At 72.0% G+C, this 17,637-nt stretch carries 14 protein-coding genes; 10 read left to right on the top strand and 4 right to left on the bottom strand.

The window, feature by feature from the left end; genetic code table 11:
- The first annotated feature begins 51 nt into the window (after positions 1-51).
- Positions 52-1,284 carry an arginine deiminase gene (locus IE237_RS34295; RefSeq protein WP_189806079.1) on the top strand — a complete coding sequence of 411 codons (1,233 nt, stop codon included), beginning with the start codon at positions 52-54 and terminating at the stop codon, positions 1,282-1,284.
- A gap of 113 nt (positions 1,285-1,397) precedes the next feature.
- On the top strand, positions 1,398-2,399 hold the full coding sequence (gene argF / locus IE237_RS34290) for an ornithine carbamoyltransferase (protein ID WP_189806078.1): 1,002 nt from the start codon (positions 1,398-1,400) through the stop codon (positions 2,397-2,399).
- Positions 2,400-2,522: 123 nt separating this feature from the next.
- Here argF and IE237_RS34285 read toward each other — a convergent pair whose 3' ends face one another.
- Complete coding sequence (locus IE237_RS34285; RefSeq protein ID WP_189806077.1) at positions 2,523-2,999, bottom strand: ATP-binding protein; 477 nt, start codon at positions 2,997-2,999, stop codon at positions 2,523-2,525.
- Positions 3,000-3,245: 246 nt separating this feature from the next.
- Between IE237_RS34285 and IE237_RS34280 the strand changes: the two genes are divergently transcribed.
- The 3 genes from IE237_RS34280 to IE237_RS34270 all read left to right on the top strand — a co-directional run bounded on the left by IE237_RS34280 (position 3,246) and on the right by IE237_RS34270 (position 6,906).
- Positions 3,246-4,073, top strand: a complete 828-nt coding sequence (locus IE237_RS34280) for an enoyl-CoA hydratase family protein (protein ID WP_189806076.1) — start codon at positions 3,246-3,248, stop codon at positions 4,071-4,073.
- Complete coding sequence (locus tag IE237_RS34275) at positions 4,058-6,337, top strand: bifunctional salicylyl-CoA 5-hydroxylase/oxidoreductase (protein ID WP_229843850.1); 2,280 nt, start codon at positions 4,058-4,060, stop codon at positions 6,335-6,337. Before IE237_RS34280 ends, IE237_RS34275 begins: the two co-directional genes overlap by 16 nt.
- Before the next feature lie 77 nt (positions 6,338-6,414).
- Positions 6,415-6,906 (top strand): anthrone oxygenase family protein, encoded by a 492-nt coding sequence (locus tag IE237_RS34270; RefSeq protein WP_189806075.1) that lies wholly within the window; start codon positions 6,415-6,417, stop codon positions 6,904-6,906.
- Here IE237_RS34270 and IE237_RS34265 read toward each other — a convergent pair.
- Both IE237_RS34265 and IE237_RS34260 read right to left on the bottom strand, forming a co-directional pair.
- Positions 6,903-7,724, bottom strand: a complete 822-nt coding sequence (locus IE237_RS34265; RefSeq protein ID WP_189806074.1) for a PaaX family transcriptional regulator — start codon at positions 7,722-7,724, stop codon at positions 6,903-6,905. The genes IE237_RS34270 and IE237_RS34265 overlap by 4 nt on opposite strands.
- Before the next feature lie 56 nt (positions 7,725-7,780).
- Entirely contained in the window at positions 7,781-9,421 is a 1,641-nt protein-coding gene (locus IE237_RS34260) for an AMP-binding protein (RefSeq protein ID WP_189806073.1), read from the bottom strand.
- A gap of 186 nt (positions 9,422-9,607) precedes the next feature.
- Here IE237_RS34260 and IE237_RS34255 point away from each other — a divergent pair, with 186 nt between their 5' ends.
- The 3 genes from IE237_RS34255 (at position 9,608) to IE237_RS34245 (ending at position 12,904) form a co-directional block, all read left to right on the top strand.
- The gene (locus IE237_RS34255) at positions 9,608-10,849 is read left to right on the top strand and encodes an acyl-CoA dehydrogenase family protein (protein ID WP_229843847.1); all 1,242 of its coding nucleotides are present in this window, start codon (positions 9,608-9,610) and stop codon (positions 10,847-10,849) included.
- Entirely contained in the window at positions 10,846-11,259 is a 414-nt protein-coding gene (locus IE237_RS34250) for a RidA family protein (RefSeq protein ID WP_189806072.1), read from the top strand. Before IE237_RS34255 ends, IE237_RS34250 begins: the two co-directional genes overlap by 4 nt.
- A 91-nt stretch (positions 11,260-11,350) precedes the next feature.
- Complete coding sequence (locus IE237_RS34245) at positions 11,351-12,904, top strand: MFS transporter (RefSeq protein WP_189806071.1); 1,554 nt, start codon at positions 11,351-11,353, stop codon at positions 12,902-12,904.
- A gap of 32 nt (positions 12,905-12,936) precedes the next feature.
- Here IE237_RS34245 and IE237_RS34240 read toward each other — a convergent pair whose 3' ends face one another.
- A complete protein-coding gene (locus IE237_RS34240) occupies positions 12,937-13,698 on the bottom strand; it encodes a Stk1 family PASTA domain-containing Ser/Thr kinase (protein WP_189806070.1) in 762 nt (253 codons plus the stop codon).
- A gap of 218 nt (positions 13,699-13,916) precedes the next feature.
- On the opposite strand from IE237_RS34240, the gene IE237_RS34235 reads away from it, so the two are divergent.
- Together IE237_RS34235 and IE237_RS34230 are read left to right on the top strand one after the other, a co-directional pair.
- Positions 13,917-14,606, top strand: a complete 690-nt coding sequence (locus IE237_RS34235; protein ID WP_189806069.1) for a DUF2690 domain-containing protein — start codon at positions 13,917-13,919, stop codon at positions 14,604-14,606.
- An 8-nt stretch (positions 14,607-14,614) separates the two neighbouring features.
- Positions 14,615-17,605, top strand: a complete 2,991-nt coding sequence (locus IE237_RS34230) for a hypothetical protein (protein WP_189806068.1) — start codon at positions 14,615-14,617, stop codon at positions 17,603-17,605.
- Positions 17,606-17,637: the final 32 nt, after the last annotated feature.

Here is a 17,637-nt window from a genome sequence, read left to right as displayed (position 1 = left end):
ACCCATGCCGAAAGGCGGGCCAGGGCCGCCCGGCTCCGTCAGGATGGACGCATGGGATTCCATGTCGATTCCGAGACCGGGCGGCTGCGCCGCGTCATCCTGCACCGGCCCGATCTGGAGCTGAAGCGCCTCACCCCGTCCAACAAGGACGCCCTCCTCTTCGATGACGTGCTGTGGGTGCGGCGGGCCCGGCAGGAGCACGACGGGTTCGCCGACGTGCTGCGTGACCGGGGGGTGGAGGTGCACCTCTTCGGGGATCTGCTGCGCGAGTCCCTGGAGGTCCCGTCGGCCCGCGCGCTGGTCCTGGACCGGGTCTTCGACGAGAAGGAGTACGGGCCGCTCGCCACCGACCACCTCCGCGCGGCCTTCGACTCGCTGGACGCGGCCGCGCTCGGCGAGGCGCTCGTCGGCGGCATGACGAAGCGGGAGTTCCTGGCGGCGCACCGGGAGCCGACCTCGGTCCGCTTCCACGCCATGGACCTGGACGACTTCCTCCTCGGCCCGCTGCCGAACCACCTCTTCACCCGGGACACCTCGGCCTGGATCTACGACGGCGTGTCCATCAACGCCATGCGCTGGCCGGCCCGGCAGCGCGAGACGGTGCACTTCGAGGCGATCTACAAGCACCACCCGCTGTTCACGGGCCCGGAGGCGGGTCCCTTCCACCACTGGTCGGAGGGGCAGACGGACTATCCGTCGACGATCGAGGGCGGGGACGTCCTCGTCATCGGCAACGGTGCCGTGCTGATCGGGATGAGCGAGCGGACCACGCCGCAGGCGGTGGAGATGCTGGCCCGGGGGATGTTCGCGGCCGGTTCGGCGCGCACGATCATCGCTCTGGACATGCCGAAGCGGCGGGCGTTCATGCACCTGGACACGGTGATGACGATGGTCGACCAGGACACGTTCACCCAGTACGCGGGGCTGGGCATGCTCCGCTCGTACACGATCGAACCGGGTGACGCGGGGCAGTCCCTCCGGGTCACCGACCATCCGCCGGAGCAGATGCACAGCGCCATCGCGGCGGCCCTCGGGCTGCAGGACATCCGGGTGCTCACGGCGACCCAGGACGTGCACGCGGCCGAGCGCGAGCAGTGGGACGACGGGTGCAACGTGCTGGCCGTGGAGCCGGGGGTGGTCGTGGCGTACGAGCGGAACGTCACGACGAACACGCATCTGCGCAAGCAGGGCATCGAGGTGATCGAGATCCCCGGCAGCGAGCTGGGCCGGGGGAGGGGCGGCCCGCGCTGTATGAGCTGTCCGGTGGAGCGGGACGCCTCCTGAGGCCGGGTCGGGGCCCGGAGCGGAGGGGGGCTGTATAGAAATGTTGAAGTGCGTATACACTTCCAGAGTTCCGACCGCCGTCCTCCCGACCCGTACCCACAGGAGCGCGTCCCATGGCCACAGACCTCATCGGCCGCCACTTCCTCAAGGAGCTGGACTTCACCGCCGAGGAGTTCCGCGGGCTGATCGCGCTCGCCGCGGAGCTCAAGGCCGCCAAGAAGGCGGGCACCGAGGTGCAGCGGCTGCGCGGCCGGAACATCGCCCTGATCTTCGAGAAGACCTCGACCCGGACCCGCTGCGCCTTCGAGGTCGCCGCCGCCGACCAGGGCGCCTCGACCACCTACCTCGACCCCTCGGGCTCCCAGATCGGCCACAAGGAGTCGGTCAAGGACACCGCCCGTGTCCTCGGCCGGATGTTCGACGGCATCGAGTACCGCGGGGACAGCCAGGCCGCGGTAGAGGAGCTCGCCGCCTTCGCGGGCGTGCCCGTCTTCAACGGGCTCACCGACGACTGGCACCCCACCCAGATGCTGGCCGACGTGCTCACCATGACCGAGCACGTGGACAAGCCGCTCGACGGGATCGCCTTCGCCTACCTCGGCGACGCCCGCTTCAACATGGGCAACTCCTACCTGGTCACCGGCGCCCTGCTCGGCATGGACGTCCGGATCGTCGCCCCGAAGAGCTACTGGCCGGCCGAGGACGTCGTCGCGGCCGCCCGCGGGCTCGCCGAGGCGAGCGGTGCCACGATCACGCTCACCGAGGACGTGACCGAGGGCGTCGCCGGCGCCGACTTCGTCGTCACCGACGTCTGGGTCTCCATGGGTGAGCCCAAGGAGGTCTGGGACGAGCGGATCGCCGCCCTCGCCCCGTACTCCGTGACGATGGACGTGCTGCGCGCCACCGGGAACCCGGACGTCAAGTTCCTGCACTGCCTGCCCGCCTTCCACGACCTCGGCACCGCCGTCGGGCGGGACATCCACGCCCGGCACGGCCTCACCGAGCTGGAGGTCTCGGACGAGGTCTTCGAGTCGGCGCACTCGGTCGTCTTCGACGAGGCCGAGAACCGGATGCACACGATCAAGGCCGTCCTGGTCGCGACGCTCGCCGGCTAGGAGCCGGCGCCTAGTAGTGCTTTGTTGGGTGGTGTCCGGCGGATCATGGCCGGGGTCGGTCTCCGGTCCTGGCCGTCGGCGCCGGGCCGCACGCCGTCCGCGGGCGCCGCGACGCGCGGCGCGTCACGGCGTCGGACGGCGCCGCTGAGCCGGAATCCCCGGGAGCGTGAACCAGACCGCCTTGCCCTGCGCGGTGGGGCGATGGCCGCAGTCGCTGCTCAGTGCCCGGATCAGGAGGAGGCCGCGGCCGTGCTCCTGCCAGGGGTCGACCTCGACCCCGGGGTCGGGGCAGACGAGCTCCCCGGGGAGCGCGGGCTGCGAGTCGTGGACCTCGATCTGACAGCCGCCGGGCGCCGAGAGGAGCTCGACGACCAGCTCGATGGGGCCCGCCCCGGCGGTGTGCTCGACGGCGTTGGCCACGAGCTCGGCGGTGAGCAGCTCGGCAGTTTCGCTGTCCGGGCGGTCGGCGGCCCCGGGGTCCAGGTCGGTGAGCGCGGTACGGATCATGGCGCGGGCCATCGGCACGGCGGCGGTGGTGTGGGGCAGGCGGACGCGCCAGGCGGCGGGTCCGGCGGCCGCGGGTCCGGTGGCTTCGGGCATGGGGGGCGGGCTCCCTTCGCCTGGGGCGGGTGGGGCGTGGGGACGGGGGCATCCCGAGACGTCCTGGTTTCAACCTTACGAGGTGCAAAATCCGTTTCCCAGGGCACCCCCGCCTTCCCGGCGGGGACCTCGGTCACGGATCCGCCGGGACCTTGTGAGGGCCCGGCGCGCGCCTCCTTATCGCGTACTCGTGACGACGGTCACAGTACGGTGATACCCTCCCTGCGGAGGAAGGAGGCCTGCCGGATGAGCCCCTTTACCGGATCCGCACCCCGCACGGCACGCTGGGACCATCTGCGTCTCGACATCGACGAGGGCGTCGCCACCGTCACCCTCGCCCGCCCCGCGAAACTCAACGCCCTCACCTTCGGCGCCTACGCCGACCTCCGCGACCTCCTCGCCGAGCTCTCCCGCGAGCGCGCCGTCCGCGCGCTCGTCCTCGGCGGCGAGGGCCGCGGCTTCTGCTCGGGCGGCGACGTCGACGAGATCATCGGCGCCACCCTCGCCCTCGACACCGCCCGGCTCCTCGACTTCAACCGGATGACCGGCCAGGTCGTCCGCGCCCTCCGCGAATGCCCCTTCCCCGTCGTCGCCGCCCTCCACGGCGTCGCCGCCGGCGCCGGGGCCGTCCTCGCCCTCGCCGCCGACTTCCGGATCGCCGACCCCACCACCCGCTTCTCCTTCCTCTTCACCCGGGTCGGCCTCTCCGGCGGAGACATGGGCGCCGCCTATCTGCTGCCCCGGGTCGTCGGACTCGGCTACGCCACCCGCCTCCTCATGCTGGGCGAGCCCGTCCACGCCGCCGAGGCCGAGCGCATCGGCCTCCTCAGCGAGCTCACCGAGGAGGGTGCGGCGGGGGAGCGGGCCGCCGCCCTGGCCCGCCGCCTCGCGGACGGCCCCGCCCTCGCGCTCGCCCAGACCAAGGCCCTGCTCACCGCCGAGCTCGACATGCCGCTCGCCGCCGCCGTCGAACTGGACGCGGCCACCCAGGCGCTCCTGATGAACGGCGAGGACTACGCCGAGTTCCACGCCGCCTTCACCGAGAAACGCCCCCCGAAATGGCGGGGACGCTGATGACGGCCTCGGGCCGGGGCCCCCGGAGCGTCGCCGTCATCGGGGGCGGCCCCGGCGGGCTCTACGCCGCCGCGCTGCTGCTGCGGCAGGACCCGGCGCGCGAGATCACCGTCTGGGAGCGGAACGCGCCCTCCGACACCTTCGGCTTCGGCGTCGTCCTCTCCGACGAGACCCTCGGCGGCATCCGGGACGCCGACCCCGTCGTGTACGAGGCGCTCCGCCGCGAGCTCGTCCGCTGGGACGACATCGACGTCGTCCACCGCGGCCACCGCACCACCTCCACCGGGCACGGCTTCGCCGCCCTCGGCCGCCGCCGGCTCCTGGAGATCCTGCACGCCCGCTGCGCCGAGCTCGGCGTACGGCTCCGCTTCCGCACCGAGGCCCCGCCCGCCGCCGTCCTCGCCGCCGAACACGACCTGGTCGTCGCCGCCGACGGCGTCCACAGCCACACCCGCGAGGCCCACGCCGCGCACTTCCGCCCCCGGATCACCACCCACCGCTGCCGGTACGTCTGGCTGGCCGCCGACTTCCCCTTCGAGGCCTTCCGCTTCGAGATCGCCGAGACCGAGCACGGCGTGATGCAGCTCCACGCCTACCCCTACTCCGCGGACTCCTCCACCGTCATCGTCGAGATGCGCGAGGAGGTCTGGAGGGCCGCCGGCTTCCACGAGCTCGACGAGGCCGAGTCCACCGCCCGCTGCGCCAAGATCTTCGCCGAGGCGCTCGGCGGCCGGGAACTCCGCTCCAACAACTCCACCTGGACCGCCTTCCGCACCGTCGCCAACGCGCGCTGGTCGCACGGCAACACCGTGCTCATCGGCGACGCCGCCCACACCGCGCACTTCTCCATCGGCTCCGGCACCAAACTGGCCGTGGAGGACGCCGTCGCGCTCGCCGCCGCCCTCGGCGCGCACCCCGCCCTCGACGAGGCCCTCGGTGCCTACGAGACCGAGCGCCGTCCCGTCGTCGAGTCCACCCAGCGCGCGGCCGGCGCCAGCCTGCGCTGGTTCGAGGAGCTCGCCGGGCACGTCGACCGGCCGCCCCGCCCCTTCGCCTTCGACCTGCTCACCCGCAGCCGCCGCGTCACCCACGCCAACCTGAGGCTCCGCGACCCCGCCTTCACCGCGGCCGTCGAGGAGGACTTCGGCTGCCCGCCCGGCACCCCGCCCATGTTCACCCCCTTCCGGCTGCGCGGACTGACCCTCCGCAACCGGGTCGTCGTCTCCCCGATGGACCTGTACGTCGCCGAGGACGGCGTCCCCGGCGACTTCCACCTCGTCCACCTCGGCTCCAGGGCCCTGGGCGGAGCCGGACTCGTCATGACCGAGATGGTCTGCGTCAGCCCGGAGGGCCGCATCACCCCCGGCTGCACCGGACTCTGGACCGACGCCCAGGCCGCCGCCTGGACCCGCGTCGCCGACTTCGTCCACGCCTCGGCGCCCGGCACCGCGCTCGGCGTCCAGCTCGGCCACTCCGGCCGCAAGGGCTCCACCCGCCTCATGTGGGAGGGCATCGACCAGCCACTCCCCGAGGGCAACTGGCCGCTCGTCGCCGCCTCGCCCCTCCCGTACAGGACCGGCGTCAACCAGACCCCGAGCGCCCTCGACCGCGCCGGGCTCACCGCCGTGCGCGAGCAGTTCACCGCCGCCGCCCACCGCGCCGCCCGCAGCGGCTTCGACCTCCTCGAACTCCACTGCGCCCACGGCTACCTCCTCTCCGGCTTCCTCTCGCCGCTCACCAACCACCGCACCGACGCCTACGGCGGCGACCTCACGGCCCGGCTGCGCTACCCCCTCGAAGTCTTCGACGCGGTACGCGAGGCATGGCCCGCCGACCGCCCCATGACCGTCCGCATCTCCGCGACCGACTGGGCCGAGGGCGGCACGACCGCCGAGGACGCCGTCGAGATCGCCCGCGCCTTCGCCGACCACGGCGCCGACGCCATCGACGTCTCCACCGGCCAGGTCGTCCCCGACGAGGAGCCCGCCTACGGCCGCTCGTACCAGACGCCCTACGCCGACCGCATCCGCAACGAGCTCGGCGTCCCGGTGATCGCGGTCGGCGCGATCTCCTCCTGGGACGACGTCAACTCCCTGCTCCTGGCGGGCCGCGCCGACCTCTGCGCCCTCGCCCGGCCGCACCTCTACGACCCGCACTGGACCCTGCACGCGGCGGCCGAGCAGGAGTACCGGGGCCCGGCAGCGCCCTGGCCCGCCCCGTACCGCGCGGGCAGCCGCCGCCCGCCCACCGGCCGCCGGGACTGAGGAACCTGGACGCTCGCGTATGGGAGCGGGACGCGGAACCATGTCGCCCGCACGGGCTCCTGCCCTTGAATGAGGGCATGACAGAAAACAGGGGCGGGAAGAAGGGTGCCGGGCTGGTCCTCGGCGCGGCGACGGTGACGACGGGACTGCTCGCGGGGGTGTGGTTCGCGTACGTCTGCTCGGTCATGCCGGCGCTGGCGCGCAGTGACGACCGGGTCTACGTCGAGGTGATGCGGAACATCAACGACGTGATCCAGAACCCGGTGTTCTTCACCCCGTTCTTCGGGGTGCCGATCCTCACCGCGGTCGCCGCCTGGCAGCACCGGGCGGGCCGGGCGCGGCTCTGGACGCTCGCCGGGTTCGTCCTCGGCATGGCGGTCCTCGTGGTCACCTCGGCGGTGAACGTCCCGCTCAACGACGCCCTCGCGGCGGCGAAGGACCCCGCCGCCGCCCGGGCCGCGTTCGAGGGCCCGTGGGTGGCGTGGAACATCGTCCGCGCGGTCCTGAGCACGGCGGGCCTGGTCTGTCTGATCGGGGCCCTGTCCGTAAGGAACCGGACCGCGGACTAGTCGCCCGCCAGGAACGGGCCCACGTGCTCCGCGCCCCGGTCCCGCAGCAGCTCGTGCAGGGCCGCGAAGACCTCCGCGGAGCGGCGGCCCGGCCAGTCGTCCGGCAGGAGCTCCGCCGGGAGCACCGGGTCCGCGTAGGGCAGCCGGCGCCAGGAGTCCAGGGCGAGGAGGTAGTCCCGGTAGGCGTCCTCGGCGCCCGCCGGGGCCGTCCGCCAGGCCCGCAGGACCGGCTCGTGGGCCGCAAGGAACTCCTCGTGGAGCCCGGCGATCGCCGGCAGGTCCCACCAGCGGGCCACCGCCTCCGCTGTCGCCGCGAACCCCAGGTGGTCGCCGCGGAAGAGGTCCACGTACGGGGAGAGCTCCAGGCGCTCCAGGGCGTTCCGGGTCTCCTCGTACAGCCGGGCGGGCGCGATCCAGACGCCCGGCGCCGCCGTGCCGAAACCCAGCCGGGCCAGCCGGGACCGCAGCAGGTGCCGCTTGTGCCGCTCGGCCTCGGGCACCGAGAAGACGGCCAGGACCCAGCCCTCGGACAGCTTCGGCTCCGTACGGGCGTAGATCCGGCGGTCGCCGTCGTCCAGGAGCCGCCGGGCGTCCTCCGAGAGGGCGTACCCGGCGGCGCCGCCCGCCGTCCGGCCCGGCAGCAGCAGCCCGCGCCGCTTGAGCCGGGACACCGAGGAACGCACCGAGGGCGCGTCGACGCCGAGCGCGCCGAGCAGCCGGATGAGCGCGGCCACCGGCACCGGCGACTCGTCGGGCCCACGGCCGTACGCGCCGTAGAGGGAGACGATCAGGGATCGGGGAGTGTGCTGCTCGGCCACGTGATCACTTTAGGGGGTGGTGCACACGTCATGCCGGGCCGCACCGGCCCGCCGGGTCATGCCGGGGCCTCCGGCTCCGCCGGGTCGCGCAGCCGGAAGCGCTGGAGCTTGCCCGTCGCCGTGCGCGGCAGCGCGTCGAGGAAGACGATCTCCCGGGGCGACTTGTACGGGGCGAGGCGGGCGCGGACGAAGGCCCGCAGGGCGGCGGCGGTGCTCGCGTCGCGCGGCACCCCGTCCCGTACCACCGTGTACGCCACGACGACCTGGCCGCGCAGTTCGTCCGGGCGGCCCACCACCGCCGTCTCCACCACGTCCGGGTGGTCGAGGAGCACCTCCTCGACCTGTGGTCCGGCGATGTTGTACCCGGCCGAGATGATCATGTCGTCGGCCCGTGAGACATAGCGGAACCAGCCGTCGGGCTCGCGGACGTACGTGTCGCCCGTGACGTTCCAGCCGTTCCTTACGTACTCCTCCTGGCGGGGGTCGGCCAGATAGCGGCAGCCGACCGGGCCGCGCACCGCGAGCAGCCCCTCCTGGCCGTCCGGGACGCCGTTGCCGTCGACGTCGACGATCCTGGCCTGCCAGCCGGGCACCGGGCGGCCGGTGGTGCCGGGACGGATGTCGCCGTCGGCGGCGGAGATGAAGATGTGCAGCAGCTCGGTCGCGCCGATGCCGTTGATCAGGCGCAGACCGGTCCGCGCGTACCAGGCCTTCCAGGTCGCCTCCGGCAGGTTCTCGCCGGCCGAGACGCAGCGGCGCAGCGAGGCCACCTCCGGGGCGGTGCCCTGGGACAGCTCGTCGAGCATGACCCGGTAGGCCGTCGGGGCGGTGAAGAGCACCGACACCCGGTGCCGTTCGATCGCCGCGAGCAGCTGTTTGGGCCCGGCCTGTTCGAGGAGGACCGCGCTCGCCCCGGCCCGCAGGGGGAAGACGACGAGCCCGCCGAGGCCGAAGGTGAAGGCGAGCGGCGGGGAGCCGGCGAAGACGTCGTCGGGCAGCGGGCGCAGGACGCGCGCGGAGAAGGTGTCGGCGACGGCCAGGATGTCCCGGTGGAAGTGGACGCAGCCCTTGGGCTGCCCGGTCGTGCCGGAGGTGAAGGCGATCAGGGCGACGTCGTCGGCGGCGGTCGCCACCGCCTCGTACGGCCCGGCGCGGCGGTCGGCCAGGGCCAGCAGGTCGTCCGGTCCGTCCCCGCCGAACGGGGTGATCCGGAGCCCGGGTATCCGGGCGGCGAGGAGTTCGTCGAGGACGTGGGCGTCGCAGAGCGCGTGGGTGCACCGCGCCGCCTCGGCCATCACGGCCAGCTCGGGAGCGCGCTGCTGGGCCAGAACGGTGACGGCGACGCCGCCGGCCTTCATCACGGCCAGCCAGCAGGCGGCCAGCCAGGGCGTGGTGGGGCCGCGCAGGAGGACCCGGTTGCCGGGCAGGACCCGCAGGTCGGTGGTGAGGACGTGGGCGATGCGGTCCACCCGGTCGCGGAGCTCGCCGTAGCTCCAGACCCCGCCCTCGCCGTCGTGGAAGGCGGGCCGCTCGGCGCCGAAGCGCTCCACCGTGCGGTCGAGGAGCTCCGTGCCGCAGTTGAGCCGGTCGGGGTAGGAGAGCTCGGGGAGGTCGAAGACGAGACGCGGCCACCGGTCGGGCGGGGGCAGCCGGTCGCGGGCGAATGTGTCGAGGTGGGCCGAGGGTGTCAGCTCCATGAGTCCGTCCCCCTGTCGAGTTGGGGTCGCCCGTCGCTCCACGAGCGTATCGTGTTGGTGACGGCAGTCAACGGTTCGCGACAAGGGTGCCCGCGGGTACTCGGACGAAGGCGCCGCACGGCGTCCGAATCAGGGCGCCGCACGGCGCAGGGACGAAGACGCCCGGGGGCGTCAGAGAGGGCCCACATGCCCGCATTCTCGCTCGATCCGGCACAGATCACCTGGTGTGCGCAGCTCAGCGCCCTCGCCGCCGAACGCCTGAAGCCCCTCGCCGACCAGGGCGAACCCGGGCGGGTCAACCGGCCCCTCGTCGCCGCCCTGGGCGAGCTGGGCCTCCTCGCCCGCCTCTTCGAGGCCGGCGCCCTCGACCTCTGCCTCCTGCGCGAGTCCCTCGCCCGGACCTGCACCGAGGCCGAGACCGCCCTCGCCCTCCAGGGCCTCGGCACGCACCCCGTCGCCGCCTTCGGCACCCCCGCCCAGCGCGCCCGCTGGCTCCCCGAGGCCACCGCGGGACGAGCCGTCGCCGCCTTCGCCCTCTCCGAACCGGACGCCGGCTCCGACGCCGCCGCCCTCGCCCTCGACGCCGTCCCCGACGGGCGCGGCGGCTGGCGGCTGCACGGCGAGAAGCGGTGGATCTCCAACGCCCCCGAGGCCGACTTCGCCACCGTCTTCGCCCGCACCACCCGGGGCGCGGGAGCCCGTGGCGTCACCGCCTTCCTCGTCCCCGCCGACCGCCCCGGGCTCGGCGGTGAGGCGCTCGACATGCTCGCCCCGCACGCCCTCGGGACCCTCACCTTCGACGGTGTCCCCGTCGGCCCCGAGGACCTCCTCGGCGCACCCGACCGGGGCTTCCGGGTCGCCATGAACACCCTGAACCTCTTCCGGCCCAGCGTCGGCGCCTTCGCCGTCGGCATGGCCCAGGCCGCCCTCGACGCCGCCCTCGCCCACACCGCCGCCCGCCCCGCCTTCGGCGGCGTCCTCGCCGACCTCCAGGCCGTCTCGCACCGCGTCGCCGAGATGGCCACCCGCACCGAGGCCGCCCGTCTGCTCGTGTACGCGGCGGCCGTGGCGTACGACGAGGGCGACCCGGACGTCCCCCGCCGCTCCGCGATGGCCAAGCTCCTCGCCACCGAGACCGCCCAGTACGTCGTCGACGCCGCCGTCCAGCTGCACGGCGCCCTCGCCCTCCAGCGCGGCCACCTCCTGGAACACCTCTACCGGGAGGTCCGGGCACCCCGGATCTACGAGGGCGCGACCGAGGTCCAGCGCACGATCATCGCGAAGGAGCTGTACGCGAAGCTGCCGCCCGAGAAGGAGCCCGCGAGCGGACCGCACGCGCCGCCCCGTCCCGCGAGCGGACCGCACGCGCGGCACGACGCCGCCAGGGGGCCGTACGTGCCGCATCACCAGGAGGAGCCGACCACATGAGCCTGCACCGCCACAATCCCGCCGAACTCTCCCCGCCCACCGGCTTCTCCCACGCCGTCACCGCCACCGGGACACGGTTCGTCTTCCTCGCCGGACAGACGGCCCTCGACAGCGAGGGCAAGGTCGTGGGGGAGGAGCTCACCGAGCAGTTCACCACCGCCCTCGGCAACCTCCTCACCGCCCTGCGGCACGCCGGCGGCACCCCCGCCGACCTCGCCCGCGTCACCGTCTACACCACCGACGTCGCCGGCTACCGCGACCACGCCCATGAACTGGGCCGGATCTGGCGCCGTTTGGCGGGCCGCGACTACCCGGCGATGGCCGTCATCGGAGTCGTACGCCTCTGGGACGAACAGGCGCTGGTGGAGCTCGACGGCTTCGCGGTCCTCGACGAGCCCGCGCACGCTTGATCAACTGGTCACCCGCGCGGGCCGGGCTTAGTGTCGAAAGGTGGACTGACCGGCCCACGGCTCACTCACCAGGCGAGGCCCGAGGCGCCCAATGAGTACACCCAAGCCGACGACACCGGCACAGACCGCCACCCCGAAGAAGGGCAGTGACGGCAAGGGCATTGCCCTGTTCGTCATCGCGTCCTGCCAGCTGATGGTGGTCCTCGACATCACGATCGTGAACATCGCGCTCCCGCACATCCAGAGCGCGCTGGACTTCTCGACCACCAGCCTGTCCTGGGTCGTCAACGCCTACACCCTCACCTTCGGCGGCCTGTTGCTCCTCGGCGGGCGCACCGGTGACATCCTGGGCCGGCGACGTGTCTTCATCTTCGGCGTGCTGCTCTTCGGACTCGCCTCCCTCTTCTGCGGACTCGCGCAGAGCGAGTGGCAACTCCTCGCGGCGCGGTCGCTCCAGGGCGTCGGCGGAGCGATAGCCTCGCCGACCTCGCTCTCCCTCATCACCACGACGTTCGACGAAGGCCCGGAACGCAACCGGGCCTTCGGCGTCTTCGCGGGCGTATCGGCCGGCGGCGGCGCGATCGGCCTGGTGGCCGGAGGCATGCTCGTCCAATGGCTCGACTGGCGCTGGATCTTCTTCGTGAACGTCCCGATCGCCGTGGTGATCGCGGTCCTCACACCGCGTCACGTCAAGGAGTCCGAGCGGCACCCGGGCCACTTCGACCTCGCCGGCGCGCTGACCTCGACGCTCGGCATGGTGGCGCTGGTGTACGGATTCATCCGCGCCGCCCAGGAAGGCTGGAGCGACCCCTACACGATCGGCTCGTTCGCCGCCGCGGTGGTCCTCCTGGCCACGTTCATCCTCATCGAGCGGCGCTCCCAGCAACCCATCACGCCCCTGCACATGTTCGCCGACCGCAACCGCTCGGGCACGTACGTCATCATGCTCTGCCTGGCGGCGGCCATCTTCGGGATGTTCTTCTTCCTCACCCTGTTCGTGCAGCAGGTGCTGGGCTTCAGCCCCCTGACGACGGGTCTCGCGTTCCTGCCGGTCAGCGCGATCATCGCGGTCGGCGCCGGCTTCACGTCCAACCTGCTGCCCCGGTACGGCCCGAAGCCCTTCATGGTGACGGGGTCGATCCTCGCCGCGGCCGGCCTGTCCTGGCTGACCCTCACCAATGTGGACTCCACCTATCTGGGCAGCATCCTCGGACCGATCCTCGTCTTCGGCCTGGGCATGGGCCTGATGTTCGTCTCGCTGACCATCATGGCGCTGTCGAACGTCGAGCCACAGGAGTCCGGCGCCGCGTCCGGCCTGCTCAACGCCATGCAACAGGTGGGCGGTTCGCTCGGCCTCTCCATCCTGGTGACGGTGTTCGGCACCGCCAGCCGCAACGAGGCGGAGACGCAGGTCCCCGCCTTCCTCTCCCAGGCAGGCCCGCTGGAGAAGGCCCAGTTCGCCAAGACCGGTCAGCTCCCGCCCCCCTGGGGCGACGAGGTCCTCACCTCCGGCGTCTCCGCGGGCTTCGTCACCGCCGCGATCTTCGCCGTCGTCGGCGCCCTGGTCGCCATCTTCGTGATCCAGGTCCGGGCGTCCGACATCGAACGCCTCAAGGGCGGCGCGATGATCCCCGGAGGCGGCTGAGGGACCCGTCGAGGCGCCCGAGGGGCCCGGCGTCAGGGACGCAACTCGGCGTACGGCCGCTCGGGACAAGGGGCGTCGGGCGGTGCGAGCTTGAGGTACACGGTCCCGAACTGCGGGTTCTCGACCTCCCCGCCCGGCCGCGGATCCTGGAAGCAGACCTTCCACGGGTCGGCGACGCCGGGCAGGGTCACGTCGGAGTACGCGCTCTCCGGCTCGACCTTCCTGAAGCCGACGGGCTTCAGCGTCTCGACGGCCCGCGCGAAGGTCAGACCCGTGACGGCGGGCATGGTCGGCCAGGGCGGCTTCTCGCCGTCGGCGGCGGGACAGGGCGCCTCCACGCGGACCACGCCGAGGTCCAGGGCGGGCCGGTCCCCGTTCCGCTGCCCCGCCGAAGTCTGGAAGCACACCTTCCAGTTGTCCGTGTCCCACTGCTCCGCGTCCTGATCGGAGGCGTCGTGGGACACGACGTCGAACCCGGCGGCGGAGGCGATGCCCCTCGCCTCCTTGAGGTTCTTCCCCACGAGCATGGGAGGCCCGGACGGCTTCGAGGGCTTCACGGCGGGCTCGGCGGGCTTCGCGGAGGGAGAGCCGGCGGCCGTGCCCTCCGGCGGCCGGGCGTCGTCCCGCACCGGCCCCCGCGCCGACGGATCCCCGGCGTGCAGGAGGAGCGCGATCCCGAAGGACGGCACCAGGACCGCTCCGACCACGACGAGCGGCCGGCGCCGCCACCATCGCCGTGGCGCCGGCCGGGGCGGCAGCGGGGGCGGCGGCGGGGCATGCGTGTAGGGATCCACGCCGGGATCGTAGTCGCGACCCGAGGTGCCGGACAGTCACATGTCCGCCTCGGGTGAAGCCTCGGGTGAATAGGAATAGCCCCTTGTGGAGCTATTGATCCACGGCGCCGTGAATTGTCGACGCAGCAGGGAAATACCCCTTTTCCGTTCAGCGGAAAATCCGCCTGACACGTCCCGCTCTGTGGCCGCGCACCACTGATGGGACGCACTGCCACAACATGTCCGGCTTCGGCATCGCCGCAGGTCACATGCCGGTCAACCCCCTTTTGCCACACGCGTGTTCGCGTATTCTTCGCCTTCCCTCCGACGTCGAAATGACGTGTGGAGAGAAGGATGAAGAAAGAGTGAAGGTGATGTGTGTGCGCGGCATACGCAGATGGGGGCCGGCAGCGGTCGCTCTGACGCTGTTGGCGGGATTTTTTCAGGGAATTCAGGCGTCCCCGGCCGTCGCGGCCGGTTGCTGGCGGGCCACCTGTTCGGACAAGGACCCCATTCAGATGGGGTGTGACGCCGACGCCGAGATCCTTCAGCAGGTGACCGAGGCGGACGGCTCGGTCGCGGTGCGGCTGATGTGGTCGCCCGACTGCCAGGCGGTCTGGGCGAAGGTCTCACGCGATCTCGACACGTCGCCCGACTACGTGTACCTGACGCTGTGGACGACCCGTGATCCCGACGGCGGCGTCGAGGCCTACGACACGTCGGGCCTGCTCGGAACCGGCGTGGCGGGCGCCTACACCCCGATGCGGAACTGGAAGAGCACGACCGCGAAGGCGTGCTGGAACGACGTCAACGCTCAGTACGACCCCGAGCCGATGAGGTACGTCATCCAGGACCCCACCGCCTCCGGAGACAAGCCGGTCGACGTGAGCCTCCCGGCGCTTCACGGCAGTTGCACGGACTGGATGTAAGGAAGATCATGCGCAAGCGACGTCTTGGAAGATACTTCGCCACGAACCCGCTGATCGCCATGAGCGTGGTCGCGGCATCCGCCGCCCTCGTTCCGCTGGCTTCCGCGGACGCCACGGTGGCACCCGCCGCCGCGGACGGCACGACGCCCCGCCTGTTCTCCACCCCCAGCAAGGACCTGGGAGCGGAGTACGTCTCCTCGTCGGACGCGATCGTGCAGGCCACCGGCGACGCCGAGGGACTGCACATCCTCGCGGCCAAGGAGAACGACGGGTTCTCCTTCTACGAGATAGCCCGCCTCAACCGCAAGGAACTGTCCGACATCGGCCCGTGGACGGGCTACGTCTGCACCACGGGCTCGGGGAACTACGCGGCGGCGGTCTACGCCCCGTCGGTCTGGTCCAACCAGCCCGGCGCGTACGAGCGCGGCGCCTTCGCCGCTGTCATCCGGCTCTCCGACGGCAAGGTCACCGAGGTTCCCGACCGGGTCAAGCTGGCGTACTTCACGCCGGGTTGCGGCACGGGCGACGAGGTGGCGTTCACCTCCAGTTCGGCCACCGACACGTCCGTCGGCGCGACGACGGTGATCTCCGTCGACGCGGCCACCGGATCGGTCACCTCCCGCCGCACGGTCGACGGCTACCTGACGCACGTCACGCCCACGCAGAAGGGGACCGTCGGCGTGCTCGACGGCAACCTCGTGGACCTGAAGGGCAACGGGAAGAAGCTGACCGCCGGCAAGCTCGCCGCGGTGCCCGGCCCGATGTTCGCGCTGACCGCCTCGAAGGACGGCGTGGACGTCGGCACGGTCGACGGCGAGAAGAGCGTCATCTCCCACTTCGACGGCAAGGGCTTCACCGAGCTGGGCCGGGCCCCGAAGGGCAAGGTCAAGCTCCTGCCCGTCGCCGACGGCGCCGCGGTGGTCGGCGACGTGAAGGGGATCGACACCGGCAAGGCCCCGGGGCTCGCCAAGCACGCGGTGGACGGCCGCGTGGCCGGCATCTCCCGGCACGGCCACCTGGTGACCAACTCGCTGTTCTCCGAGCAGATGAAGGGCATCACCTCGCGCATCGGCGCGGCCTCCTCCGAGGGCGCCGGATCGCTGACCGTCGAGGCGACCGCGCTCAAGACCGGTGCCAAGGCCACCAAGCGGGTGGACGCCGACCGCAAGCGGCCGAAGCAGGACTCCTCGCTGCCGATGGACCCGGCCGCGTTCGTTCTGCCGATGGACGACGACGACGATCCGCCCAACTGCGGTGAGGGCGAGGCGGAGACGAAGTGTCTCTCCGGATCCGGCGTGCCCGTCTGGGGCAAGGTCGGCACGATGGAGACCCCCTGCATCGTCAAGCGCAACGACCCCAAGCGCCAGGCACTCCAGGCCAGCGCGAACCAGGTCGAGTGGGCGGTCGACCAGGCCGTCCACGGCCAGCTGTACGTCTCCCGGCCGCAGAACTGGCACGACACCGGCCTCGCCGCGTACACCCCGCAGGGCCTGTTCCCGAAGCCGGCGCTGACCGGCGGAGGTGAGATCCCCGCGCAGGTCATGCTCGGCATCCTCGCCCAGGAGTCCAACTTCAAGCAGGCCTCCTGGCACTCCATGAACGGCGACTCGGGCAACGTCACCCGGTCCGACTGGTTCGGCAACCTGAACGGCATCCACGGCTACCCCGACCGCGAGAAGGCCGACTGCGGCTACGGCATCGCCCAGGTGACGACCGGCATGTCGGAGAAGCACGACTCGCAGCTCGACCCCCTGCGGGCCGGCGCCGTCACCACGGACTACGCGGCGAACATCGCCGCCGGTCTCGGCATCCTGGCCGAGAAGTGGAACCAGCTCAAGGCCCTCGGCATGCAGGCCAACTCGGGCAGCCCGGCCTACATCGAGAACTGGTACATGGCGCTCTGGGGCTACAACTCCGGCGTCTACACCTCCGGTTCCGTCGGCCTCGGCTTCTTCAACAACCCGATCAACCCGAGCTACCCGGCCGACCGGCAGCCGTTCCTCCGCTACAGCTACAACGACGCCTCCCGCCCCGGCGAGTGGAACTACTCGGAGAAGATCCTCGGCTGGGCGGAGACGCCCCAGCTGACCTGGAACGCCGAGGAGTCGTACGCCGAGCCGACCATGCCGATGGGCGTCATCAAGATCCCGCCGCGGACCCTGTTCTGCTCGCCGTCCATCAACGCGTGCGACCCGGCCGCGGCCGACCCGTGCCCGAGCTGGGACGAGCAGTGCCGCTGGAGCGGCAGCGCCGACTGGATGGGCGGGCAGAGCACCGGCAACTCCAGCACCGAGCACCTCAGCTACTCGCTCGGATCGGGAGAACCCGCGCTGGAGAGCAAGTACGGCCACGGCCCGTGCATCGACCACCCGAGCGTCTACACCAACGCCATCATCGTCGACGACCTCGGAGAGCACGAGGAGACCTACGACTGCGGGGACTTCGAGGGTGCCGACGACGGCAAGTTCACCCTCCAGCTCGGCGACAACGTCACCATGTCGCGGGAGGACGGCACCTGGCGCGCGAGCCCGTACATCGCCGGTCTCGACCTGCACCAGCTCGGCGCGGGGTACGACCACCATGTCTACTTCACGCACAGCTACCCGTACACCGAGCCGTTCCACAAGGTCACCGGCCGGTGGCAGGTCAACCAGGAGAAGCTGCCCTCCGGCGACCAGCCCGGACAGCGGTACAAGATCTACCTCCACCTGCCCAGCCACGGCGCGGAGGCGGTCGTCCGGTACGACTTCATCCCGGGCGACAACACGGCGGGCGCCAAGCCCGACTACTGCAACGTGAACCAGGGAACCCGTGCCGCGGGCAAGGACACCTGGTTCGAGATGGGCACCTTCACCTTCTGGAAGGGAGGACGGATCGAGATGGACAACATCCAGAAGGGCGGCACCGGCGACGACAACGTGGTGTTCGACGCCATCGCCTTCGTCCCGTACAACTACGCCGAGCCCGGTCCGTGCGGTCTCGTCGACGGTGGCCTGTGATCCGCGCCGCCCTCCGTGTTCCCGTCGTGCTG

The organism is Streptomyces tanashiensis (genome assembly GCF_014648895.1).
In the GTDB taxonomy this organism is placed as follows: Bacteria; Actinomycetota; Actinomycetes; order Streptomycetales; family Streptomycetaceae; genus Streptomyces; species Streptomyces tanashiensis.
Note: the sequence above shows the minus strand (reverse complement) of the source record. Positions and strands in the feature narration are given on the sequence as shown.

Coding starts and splice junctions, on each gene's coding strand:
- IE237_RS34245 (WP_189806071.1), top strand. CDS start 11,351: ATGAGTACACCCAAGCCGACGACACCGGCACAGACCGCCACCCCGAAG.
- IE237_RS34280 (WP_189806076.1), top strand. CDS start 3,246: ATGAGCCCCTTTACCGGATCCGCACCCCGCACGGCACGCTGGGACCAT.
- IE237_RS34230 (WP_189806068.1), top strand. CDS start 14,615: ATGCGCAAGCGACGTCTTGGAAGATACTTCGCCACGAACCCGCTGATC.
- IE237_RS34235 (WP_189806069.1), top strand. CDS start 13,917: ATGTCCGGCTTCGGCATCGCCGCAGGTCACATGCCGGTCAACCCCCTT.
- argF (WP_189806078.1), top strand. CDS start 1,398: ATGGCCACAGACCTCATCGGCCGCCACTTCCTCAAGGAGCTGGACTTC.
- IE237_RS34295 (WP_189806079.1), top strand. CDS start 52: ATGGGATTCCATGTCGATTCCGAGACCGGGCGGCTGCGCCGCGTCATC.
- IE237_RS34255 (WP_229843847.1), top strand. CDS start 9,608: ATGCCCGCATTCTCGCTCGATCCGGCACAGATCACCTGGTGTGCGCAG.
- IE237_RS34270 (WP_189806075.1), top strand. CDS start 6,415: ATGACAGAAAACAGGGGCGGGAAGAAGGGTGCCGGGCTGGTCCTCGGC.
- IE237_RS34285 (WP_189806077.1), bottom strand. CDS start 2,999: ATGCCCGAAGCCACCGGACCCGCGGCCGCCGGACCCGCCGCCTGGCGC.
- IE237_RS34275 (WP_229843850.1), top strand. CDS start 4,058: ATGGCGGGGACGCTGATGACGGCCTCGGGCCGGGGCCCCCGGAGCGTC.
- IE237_RS34260 (WP_189806073.1), bottom strand. CDS start 9,421: ATGGAGCTGACACCCTCGGCCCACCTCGACACATTCGCCCGCGACCGG.
- IE237_RS34250 (WP_189806072.1), top strand. CDS start 10,846: ATGAGCCTGCACCGCCACAATCCCGCCGAACTCTCCCCGCCCACCGGC.